The organism is Geminocystis sp., from assembly GCF_041753295.1.
Taxonomy (GTDB): Bacteria; Cyanobacteriota; Cyanobacteriia; order Cyanobacteriales; family Cyanobacteriaceae; genus Geminocystis.
Genome location: NZ_JBGSUU010000071.1, coordinates 25,821 through 36,333 on the forward strand (window position 1 = coordinate 25,821; position 10,513 = coordinate 36,333).

The window sequence follows — 10,513 nt, forward strand, 5'->3', positions numbered from 1 at the left end:
CAAATAATTATTTTATTAACATCTATTTATCTCTATAAAATTTAAAACAATCATAGCTATTACTCATTACCTATTACTTAACCATCATGATTCCTCGTCAATTAATTTTACAAAATTTTCTTAGTTATCGTCAAGCAAAATTAGATTTTTCTGGTTTACATACCGCTTGTATTTGTGGGGCAAATGGTGCAGGAAAATCATCTCTTTTAGAAGCAATTACTTGGGCAATTTGGGGTAAAACTCGCACTGTAACTGATGATGATATTATTCATTTAGGCGAAAAAAATACAAGAATAGATTTTGAATTTATTTATAATAATGAATATTATAGAATAATTCGCACCCGTCAAAGAAAAGGAAATAGCACGTTAGATTTTCAAATTATTAGTAATAATAGCTATAAATCTTTGTCAGGAAAAGGTTTAAAAGAAACTCAAGATCATATTGTAAAATGTCTAAAAATAGACTATGATACATTTATTAATTCATCTTATTTAAGACAAGGTAGAGCTGATGAATTTATGTTAAGAAAACCTGCCGAAAGAAAGAAAATTCTGGCAGATTTATTAAAATTAGATCAATATGAGAAATTAGCAGAAGAATCTAAAGATTTAGCTAAACAATATAAAATTCGCAGTGAAGAAATAAGTCGAAATATTGAAGATTTAGAAAATAAATTAGAGGAAAAAGAAGCCACTAAGTTAGAGTTAAATAATGTCGAAAAAGAGTTAGAATATTTTGAATCTTTAGAAAAGGAAAAAAATCAAAAATTGCAGGAAATAAAAACTTACCATAGTCAACGAGATGTATGGGAAAAAAATTTAGTTTCCCAAGGAAATCAGTTAAATAATATTAGGGATAAAATTCAGCAGATTAATGTTGAAAAAAATGTCATAGAAACTGAAATTAATAAATTAAATATTATTTTAGAAGAAGAAGAAAATATTATATTAAATTATGAACAATTACAAAATTTAATTATCGAAAATAATGGATTAAGTGAAAAATTTTTCATCTATCAACAAAAGTTGGAAGTCAAGCAAAAATTAGAGCAAAAATTGAGAGAAGAAAGTAATAGCTTAATCTTAGAAATTCAAAAAGAAAAAACAAATCTTGAAAACTTATTGAAACAGGAAAAAGAATTACAAAAAATTCTTAATAAAAGTAGTGATTTAACTGCCGATTTAGTCAGACTAAATTTTGTTCGTGAAAGATTAAATGAATTAGATCAAATACAACCTGATTTTCATGCTTTATCAGAACAAAAAAAGACTTATATTACTGAGTTAGAAAAAGAAGGAGCAAAATTACAAATAAAATTAGAGCAATTAGAAGAAAATGAATTAAATATACAAGAAAAATTAGCAGAAGTACCTCAAAAAAGACAGTTATTTTTTACCTTAGAAAAACAGTTAAAACATTTAGAAGATAGTCGAAATTATCAGCAAAGAATTCAAGAAAAAGGAGAAGAAAAAAAAGTTTTAATACATAGATATATTGATCAACAAAAAACTCTAGCTAAACAAATTTTAGAATTAAATAATAAGCTAAAAATATTAAATAAAGATCATGCTATTTGTCCATTATGTGAATCAGAATTAGACGAAAATCATTTAACTCATGTTATTACAAAAACTGAAGAAGAACAAAAACAAATTGAGTCACAATCTTGGCATTATGAAACTGAAATAGTTAACTGTAAAAGAGATTTAGAGAATTTACGAAGTGAATATGCAAAATTAAATGAAGAATTATCTAATGAAAATCTATTAAAACAAGATTACGCTAAAGTAGAAAATCAGTTAGATTTAACAGAAGATATTTATAATAAATATGAGCAGAATAAAGAAGAAAAAAGTAAATTAATTGAATTATTAAACACAGAGAATTATGGTAATAATTGGCGAATACAATTACAACAAATTGAAGAAAAAATTACTCAATTAAATTATAATCAAGAAGATCATGCTTTATTAAGAAAAGAAGAATCTAGTTTACGTCAATTAGAATATCAACAGTCAAAAATTAAAGATGCAAAAAACCAATTACAAAAATTATTAACCCAAAAACCAGATTTAGAATCGAAAATTAATAGTTTAGAAATTGATTTACAACAATTAACAGAAAATTCTTCTATTCAATTAGAAATAAATGTTATAAACACAGACATTAAAACTCTTAACTATGATCATAATTATCATAATGATGTGAGAAATAATTTACACAATTTACAATGTTATCAACTTAAATATATAGAATTGCAACAAGCACAAAAACAACATCCCCAATCAATCCAAAAATTACATCAATTAATTAAAGATTTAGAGATTTATCACCAAGAAAAAATAGTTGGAGAAGAAGCATTTAAGACCATCAATAATCAGTTATCTCAACTTAAAGATTATAGTCAAGAATTAAATAATTTAACTCAAGAATGTTTACAATATCGAGAAAATATTAATAGTTTTTTAACTAAAATAGGCGGATTAAAACAATCATTAACACATTTAGAAGATAGACAAAATGAACTTAAACAATTAAAAGTTTCTTTTCAAGAATCACAGAAAAACTATCGTATTTATAACGAATTAACTCTTGCTTTTGGTAAAAACGGTATTCAGTCTTTAATGATTGAAAATATTTTACCTTTACTCAGAGATGAAGCTAATCTTATTTTAAATCGTTTAACGGATAACCAATTAAGTGTCGAATTTTTAACTCAAAAACCAAAATCTAGTCGTAGTAAATCCTCTGTTTCTCAGTTTAAAGATACTTTAGAGATTATTATTTCTGACACTAAAGGTACAAGATCCTATGAAACCTATTCAGGCGGTGAGGCTTTCCGCATCAATTTCTCTATTCGTTTAGCATTATCTCGTATCTTAGCTCAAAAATCTGGTACTCCTTTACAATTTTTAATTATCGATGAAGGTTTTGGCACTCAAGATTCTGAAGGTTGCGATCGCCTAATTGCAGCCTTAAATGCCATCGCCGATGATTTTGCTTGTATCTTAACCGTAACTCATATGCCTCAATTTAAAGAAGCATTTCAAACAAGAATAGAAGTATCTAAAACCGAAGAAGGTTCGATAATTCAACTTTCAACCTAATTTGAATTTGATAAAACCAAGAAGTTAAATTTGGTGTAATATTGTATTGACGTTATCTGAAACTAGGAAAACTTATGACTACTCCTGAATTAATGCAAACAAACTTGAGCGAAAATATTGAAGAATTTACACCCTTGAGAAATAGTCACAAAGAAGAAATTGAGACAGTTATTTCTAGCTTAGAAGAAAATGATAGTGCCATGGTACAAGCAACGGAAGATGGCTATGTCTGGAAATTTCAGTATGGCAGTGTGGAAGTTTTCGTGCAATTAACTGGCGAAAGTGAAGAAGATTTATTGACAGTTTGGGCAAGTGTATTATCTTTACCCGCTAAAAATGAATCTGAATTGATGCGTAAATTACTAGAACTTAATTGGAGTGGTACTTTTGAAACTTGTTTTTCCATATTTAATAATCAAGTTGTAGTTTCAGCACAACGCACCGTAGATGATCTTTCCCCTGCTGAAATTTCCCGTGCCATTACTTTAGTAGCTAGTATCGCTGATGAATATGACGATCAACTACAATCAGAATATTTATAGAAAATTAAAATCTTGAATAAAAACGATGTAGATAGTGGACAAAGAGAAAATTGCTAATTATGATAATTATTAATTGTTAATTATTTTCATCGTGACTTCATTCTCTGAAACAGAATTTTCCCAAAAATATAACACAGGTAAATTAGCCTTTGAACAAGGACGTTATCGTCTTAGTATCGAGCAATTAGAACAGGCTTGTCAACTTATTTCTCCTTATTCTCGTTTAGGGGGAGAAGCGAAAATGTGGTTAATTACTGCCTATCAAGCGGCAGGAGAATCAGAAAAAGCCATCACCTTATGCCAAGAATTATCTAATGAATCCTATGGAGAGACGAAAAAACAAGCGTCAAGATTATTATATATTCTCAATGCACCTCAGTTAGAACGTCCCAAAAAATGGATGACAGAAATTCCCGATTTCAACTCTCCAACTTCTAATCAATATCGTCGTGTTAGTAATTCTAATACCAAAATTAAACCAAAACCTCAAATAGAATTAGTAGATTTAAGTAAAGTAAATACTAAAGACAATCAATTTATTTGGTTAAGTTTAGGAATCGCTAGTCTTACCGTTATCAGTTTATTTATTATTTAGATTTTATTTCCTAATGCCAAATATTACTTGCAAAGATCATATTTTTAACAATATTGATGCTATTATCTTTGATAAAGATGGTACTCTAGCAGACTCAGAAAATTTCTTACGAGAATTAGCTTTTAAAAGAGCAAGATTAATTGATGCTCAAATACCCGGAGTTTATGAGCCTTTACTCATGGCTTTTGGTGTCGAAAATGACTATCTCAATCCCACAGGTTTAATGGCAGTGGGTAGTAATCATGAAAATAAAATCGTTGCTGCTGGTTATATCGCTGAAACAGGCAAAAGTTGGTTTGAATCTTTAGCCATCGCCCAAGAATGTTTTAATAACGCTCTTACTAAGAGTACTACAGTTTCCCCATTATTCACTGGTAGCTTAGAAGTTTTACAAACTCTCAAACAACAAGGTTTAAAAGTAGCTATTTTATCCGCCGATACTACCAAAGGAGTTGAAGAATTTGTCCAACATCATCAATTATCTAATTATATAGATTTAATCATGGGTGTTGATAGTGGTTTATCAAAACCTGATCCTCGCTTATTCTTACAAGCCTGTGACAAATTAGCAGTTAAACCCGAAAATACTTTGATGATAGGAGATTCCCAAGGAGATATTGCTATGGCAAAAAACGCCAAAGCAGGAGGTATTATTGGTATTTGTTGGAAATCTTCTCAACCATCTCATTTAAACACTGCGGATGTTGTTATCTCCGATTTATCAGAAATATTATCTCGGTAATAGGAGATAGGTGTTAGGAGTTAGAAAGGAAACGGGGAGATAGGTGATAGGAGTTAGAAAGGAAACAGGGAAGAATATTGAATAATCTATAAACTTATTATTAAAAACCTGACACCCTAAACCTAATACCCTAAATATCCACTTCTCCGACAAATACTTTCGTAGCTGGACCTGTCATATAAATATGATTATCTTTTTCACACCATTCTATGTCTAAACATCCTCCGGGTAACTCCACGGTAGTTTTACGCTCACATTTATTATTAAGAACACCAGCAACAACCGTAGCACAAGCTCCAGTACCACAAGCTAAAGTAATTCCTGCACCTCTTTCCCAAACTTTCATTTTAAGATAATGAGAATTAATGACTTGTATAAATTCAGTATTAGTTTTTTGAGGGAAACAACTATGACATTCAAATAAAGAACCAATACTACTCAAATCAATACTATCTATATTATCCACAAATACTAAACAATGAGGATTGCCCATACTAACACAACTGACAAAATACTCTTGATTATTTACTACTAATAATTTATTAATGACTTTTTCGTCTTTTTCTGCTAAGGTAGTGGGAATTTGTTGTGCTAATAGTTGTGGTTCACCCATATCTACTTTAACTTGCCCATGCCCTTGAATTGTGGGAGAAATTACCCCCGCTAAAGTGTTAATGCCATAAGTTTTACCTACTTTTTCAATACCTTCTAATTCGGTAATAAATTGAGCAAAACAACGGATACCATTACCGCACATTTCAGGCTCTGAGCCATCAGAATTAAAAATGCGCATACTATAATCATTACTATTGTCAGAAGGTAATGCAAAAATAACACCATCCGCACCAATGCCAAAATGGCGATCGCACAACTTGACGGCATCATCAGGAGAAAGAAGAGGCTGAGGAGAGGATAAATTATCAATTAAAATAAAATCATTACCGAGTCCATGATATTTGGTAAACTTCATAGTTAAATCCTAAATAAAAATTAATTATAATTATGCCCGTATTTAACACAGGTTTTCCTAGTATCCGACAAATACAAAATTTTATCAAGAATCAAACATCTGTAGAAATAGGATTAATGACAAGTCAAACAGAAGAAGGTATAATCCTTTGGCAAGATCAAAATTGTTTTTGTGTTCAAAATAATCAAAAAGAAAAAATCCTGATTTGGATACAAGCCGTTGCCTACATCAAGAGTAAATAAAATACTTTTGATCAGACAATGTTAAACTTGTTGATTAATTTGACTTTCTCAAGGATAAATTAGCAGACGTGAATGATACAAAAAATTTTGATTGGTTTCTCATTACCCTTGTTATCGGTATTAGTGGTTTCGGTAGTTTAATTATTTATAGTACTCAAATTTATAAACAAGGTACAGATTGGCAAAGTCAATTAATTATGGTTGTGATTGGTTCAATTATATTATTTGCTTTATCTAATTATCCCTATGAGTTACTTTTAAAATATCATTGGATAACCTATACTATCACTAATTTATTATTAGTAGCGGTCATTTTTGCTGGTACAACTATTAATGGCGCTCAAAGTTGGATTAATATACTCGGTTTTCAGTTTCAACCTTCAGAATTTGCTAAAGTTGCCTTAATTATTTCTCTTTCTGCATTGTTACATTATCGTGATGCTTCAAAATTAGCTCATTTTCTTCCCGTAATAACTACTGTTGCCTTACCTTGGATATTAATTATGATTCAACCAGATTTAGGCACAGGTTTAGTTTTTGGAGCGATTACTTTAACCATGTTATATTGGGCTAATGCAAATTTAGGTTGGATTTTATTAATTTTATCTCCCTTATTTTCAGCATTTTTATTTAATCTTGTTTTTCCTCTATGGCTTCTTTTTATTATTGCCATGATTCTCATTGCATGGTTTACTTTACCTTATCATTTTCGTCATATTTGGTCTTTAGTTACCCTCTTCTTGAATTATAGTGCAGGACAATTAGGACATATTTTTTGGGATTTACTTAAACCTTACCAGAAAGATCGTCTAACTTTATTTCTTGAACCTGAAAAAGATCCTCTCGGAGGAGGTTATCATTTAATACAGTCCAGAATTGCCATCGGTTCTGGTAAAATTTACGGTAATGGTTTTCTTGACGCTACCCAGACTCATCTTAATTTTGTTCCCGAACAACATACTGACTTCATTTATAGTGCGATCGCTGATCAATTTGGTTTTATCGGAAGTATTACCATCTTAATCGTGTATTGGTTAATTTGTTGGCGATTAGTGATGATTGCCATGAACTCAAGAGACAATTTTGGGTCATTATTAGCCATAGGAGTATTAGCCATGATAGCCTTTCAAACGGTGATTAATATTGGTATGACGATGGGATTAGCACCCATTACAGGAATACCCTTGCCCTTATTAAGTTATGGTAGATCATCTTTACTAACAAATTTTATTGCTTTTGGTTTAGTGGAAGCCGTAGCAAAGGCACGAATTATGACAGTAACAAAAATGAAAAGATCAAAAAATTAACGGAATAATAATACAGGAATGGTTGTACTGCGTAAAAGTTGGACGGTTGTGCTACCAATAATTAAATGACGAATACGACTATGACCATAAGCACCCATAATCAAGAAATTAATGTTATTTTGAGTAATATAATTAGAAATTACTTTTTCTGCATCATCTTGCAATAAAGAAGATTGAGTATTAAAACCTGCTTCTTTTAATTGAGAAACGGCTTGATTTAACTTGTCTTGATAAGTATTTTCTACTCCAGCTTTAGCAATAGTTAAAATGTGTAATTCTAAATTATTTACTAAGGGATTTTCTCTTAAAAATTTAAGGATTTTATCACCAGTAACACTACCATCATAGGCAATCAAAACTTTATCAATAGGATTAAATTCACGGGGAATAACAAAACAAGGCTTATGACTACTGCGGATAATTCTATCTAAATTTGCTCCTAAATGAGTGGAAGCAAAATCAGCATTTTCTCCTCGTTTTCCTAAAATAATTAAATCAGCATTTTGTTCAAATTCTTGTAAACTATCTACTAAAAAACCTGTTTTATGGGTTAATTTAATATTAGTTATTCCTTCATTTTTTAAAATTTCTTCAGCAGTTTTTAAAATTAATTTTGCCCTTTGATGATTAAGTTTAGCTTTTTCATGCTCTAATTCTACTAATTTTTGTAAAAGTTCATCTGATGCACCTAAACCGATACTACCGCTTAAATTTCCTGTGGAAATTGCTTGTTGAGTGCGAATATCCGTAACGGATAAAACATTAATTTCAGCATCTAATTTTTGGGCAATCCATGCACCATATTTATAGATATTTTCGGCATAACTTGAACCATCGGTACATAGTAAAATGTTTTTCATAATATAATTTTTAAAATTTTATACAGTTAATTAAACATAGAAATTAGATATATATTTTCATAAAAAAGAATTAATTGATATTAATTAAAACCATAAAAATCATCATCTAAAATTTCATCTATGGTAAAAGGACAATTTAAAGGATATTCTGATTCATCTGGTATTCTGACACCAAAAGAAGCTCTTTTTCCCTCTTTTATAGCAATATCTCTACCATCTAAATATGATTCTTGTAAAGCAAAGGGTAAATAAGATTTGAGAGAAGGAGTTTTTTTTAGTTGTTTTTTGACTCTTTTACGATGTTCAATTACGGAATTATACCAACTTCCGCTCATCATTTCTGGTGCATCTTTTTGAATAACTAATTTTAATAAGTGTGCTAATAAAATCATTAAATTACTCTCAAGAGCATTTTTATCCGCCTTACCCAATTCTTTTAACTCCTCAATTAAATTATTAAGATCTAAACCTAAAAAATCTTGTTTTTCTAAGGATATAATTGTTTGTTGTAACCATAAATTAAAATCTTGTTCATAAAGATTAATACCCATTGATTTATTACTCCTAAAAATATCTCTAATTTTTCATTAATGTAGAAGGTAAAGGAATTATATCTTGATACTCCCACGCAGTTTCTAACCATATTTTTTTCGCATCTAAAATATTTTCTATTGCTTCTTCTAGGGTATCACCCTCAGAAATACAACCTTGTAAATCTTGAATAACTACTGTATATCCTCCTTCATTTTCAGGATAAAAAGTAATAGAATAATTGAGGTTTAAATAATCTTCTAAGGTTGTTAATTTATCTTTAGTTATCATTGTTATATTCTTCTAATTTTAGTAAAATAACTATTTGTTTAAGGTAAGTTCTTTTAACTGTTTTTCCTCCATTTTTGGGTACAGTTATTTTTATACCTGCATCATTGCGAAAACTGTGATGACTAACCTTTATAGAGACTTCTTGAAAACCAAAATTAGTTAAAAGATAATAAACATCATCATAACTCAGTTCAGATGGATCTCTAAGGAATTTTTCTATTAATTTGGTTAATTTTCCCATATTTTCCTTTTAAAAATAAAACCTTTCAGGATTTACTGCCAACTTTAATTATCATAGGTAGCTAATTTTTGCAGTAAAGTCGCACTGGCTTCATTTAAGCCGATTAATTCCACTTGCACACCATTACGCCTAAATTTCAACACAACTTTATCAATAGCCACTACTGCACCTTGATCCCAAAGGTGAGCATAAGTTAAATTAATAGTAACTAAATCGACTAATTCTGTGAAATCAAACTGGTTTAAAAATTCATCTACCGATACAAAGAAAATTTGCCCAGACACATTATAAGTGCGATGATTACCGTCTTCACTTAATACTTTATCCACGAATACTAATTTGGCGATTTTACGGGAGAAAAACACTGTACTCAGAATAATACCAGTTACCACACCTAACGCAAAATTACGAGTCAAGATAGTTATAATCATCGTAGTTGCCATGACGGTGGTTTCTGTGGGCGGTATTTTAGGTATATTTGTAACCGATGACCAACGAAATGTACCAACAGATACCATTATCATCACCGCTACTAATGCACCCATAGGCATCTCTTTAACCCAATTTTGCAAGATAAGGATAGCGAATAGAAGGAAAATTCCCGCCGAAAATGTGGATAATCGCCCTCTACCGCCCGATTGCACATTAATAACCGATTGCCCAATCATGCCACATCCTGCCATACCAGAAAAAAAAGAGGTGATAATATTAGCAATACCTTGCCCTTTTGCTTCTCGATTTTTATCGCTAGGAGTATCTGTCAATTCATCGACTAAAGATGCAGTAAGAAAAGATGCCAATAATCCCACTAATGCCATAGTTAAGGAAGTCGGTAGAATAATTTTGAGAGTTTCGAGGGTGAAAGGTACATTAGGTAAACTAAAAAATGGTAAAGTTGTCGGTAATTCCCCCATATCTCCTACTTTTGGCACGTCTAGTTTAAAGGGCGTTGCTGAATTAAAGTATGATTTTTAGATAAGGTGATGCCGAAGGCACGCTACGCGCACGTATCTTTATTACTCTCTTAAATTATCACAGAGGCGTGCTGTGTACCAGAGCCGACGAGCGATCGCTCGTAACTT

The 10,513-nt window shown here is 30.5% G+C and carries 12 protein-coding genes; 6 read left to right on the forward strand and 6 right to left on the reverse strand.

All coding sequences use genetic code 11. From position 1 onward, the window contains the following. The first annotated feature begins 86 nt into the window (after positions 1-86). From ACEW8E_RS08005 to ACEW8E_RS08020, 4 genes are all read left to right on the forward strand, one after another. Positions 87-3,110, forward strand: coding sequence for an AAA family ATPase (locus ACEW8E_RS08005; RefSeq protein ID WP_373479816.1), 3,024 nt, complete (start codon positions 87-89; stop codon positions 3,108-3,110). A gap of 92 nt (positions 3,111-3,202) precedes the next feature. Further along, a complete protein-coding gene (locus ACEW8E_RS08010; RefSeq protein ID WP_373479829.1) occupies positions 3,203-3,652 on the forward strand; it encodes a YbjN domain-containing protein in 450 nt (149 codons plus the stop codon). 91 nt (positions 3,653-3,743) lie between these two features. After that, on the forward strand, positions 3,744-4,247 hold the full coding sequence (locus ACEW8E_RS08015) for a tetratricopeptide repeat protein (protein ID WP_373479817.1): 504 nt from the start codon (positions 3,744-3,746) through the stop codon (positions 4,245-4,247). A 13-nt stretch (positions 4,248-4,260) separates the two neighbouring features. Then, a complete protein-coding gene (locus ACEW8E_RS08020; protein ID WP_373479818.1) occupies positions 4,261-4,989 on the forward strand; it encodes an HAD family hydrolase in 729 nt (242 codons plus the stop codon). A 130-nt stretch (positions 4,990-5,119) separates the two neighbouring features. On the opposite strand, the gene dapF is transcribed toward ACEW8E_RS08020, so the two are convergent. Continuing rightward, on the reverse strand, positions 5,120-5,959 hold the full coding sequence (gene dapF / locus ACEW8E_RS08025; protein ID WP_373479819.1) for a diaminopimelate epimerase: 840 nt from the start codon (positions 5,957-5,959) through the stop codon (positions 5,120-5,122). Between the two features lie 32 nt (positions 5,960-5,991). On the opposite strand from dapF, the gene ACEW8E_RS08030 reads away from it, so the two are divergent. Together ACEW8E_RS08030 and rodA are read left to right on the forward strand one after the other, a co-directional pair. Next, complete coding sequence (locus tag ACEW8E_RS08030) at positions 5,992-6,201, forward strand: RNA-binding protein hfq (RefSeq protein WP_373479820.1); 210 nt, start codon at positions 5,992-5,994, stop codon at positions 6,199-6,201. 68 nt (positions 6,202-6,269) lie between these two features. Then, positions 6,270-7,508 (forward strand): rod shape-determining protein RodA, encoded by a 1,239-nt coding sequence (rodA, locus tag ACEW8E_RS08035; protein ID WP_373479821.1) that lies wholly within the window; start codon positions 6,270-6,272, stop codon positions 7,506-7,508. On the opposite strand, the gene ACEW8E_RS08040 is transcribed toward rodA, so the two are convergent. The 5 genes from ACEW8E_RS08040 to ACEW8E_RS08060 all read right to left on the reverse strand — a co-directional run bounded on the left by ACEW8E_RS08040 (position 7,505) and on the right by ACEW8E_RS08060 (position 10,363). Further along, positions 7,505-8,368: a universal stress protein gene (locus ACEW8E_RS08040; protein WP_373479822.1), complete on the reverse strand. Its 864-nt coding sequence runs from the start codon at positions 8,366-8,368 to the stop codon at positions 7,505-7,507. The genes rodA and ACEW8E_RS08040 overlap by 4 nt on opposite strands. 80 nt (positions 8,369-8,448) lie before the next feature. After that, positions 8,449-8,919: a DUF29 domain-containing protein gene (locus ACEW8E_RS08045; protein WP_373479823.1), complete on the reverse strand. Its 471-nt coding sequence runs from the start codon at positions 8,917-8,919 to the stop codon at positions 8,449-8,451. Positions 8,920-8,944: 25 nt separating this feature from the next. Continuing rightward, positions 8,945-9,190, reverse strand: a complete 246-nt coding sequence (locus ACEW8E_RS08050; RefSeq protein WP_373479824.1) for a type II toxin-antitoxin system HicB family antitoxin — start codon at positions 9,188-9,190, stop codon at positions 8,945-8,947. Next, positions 9,180-9,431 (reverse strand): type II toxin-antitoxin system HicA family toxin, encoded by a 252-nt coding sequence (locus ACEW8E_RS08055; RefSeq protein WP_373479825.1) that lies wholly within the window; start codon positions 9,429-9,431, stop codon positions 9,180-9,182. Before ACEW8E_RS08055 ends, ACEW8E_RS08050 begins: the two co-directional genes overlap by 11 nt. A 44-nt stretch (positions 9,432-9,475) precedes the next feature. Then, on the reverse strand, positions 9,476-10,363 hold the full coding sequence (locus tag ACEW8E_RS08060; RefSeq protein WP_373479826.1) for a SulP family inorganic anion transporter: 888 nt from the start codon (positions 10,361-10,363) through the stop codon (positions 9,476-9,478). Positions 10,364-10,513 lie beyond the last annotated feature (150 nt).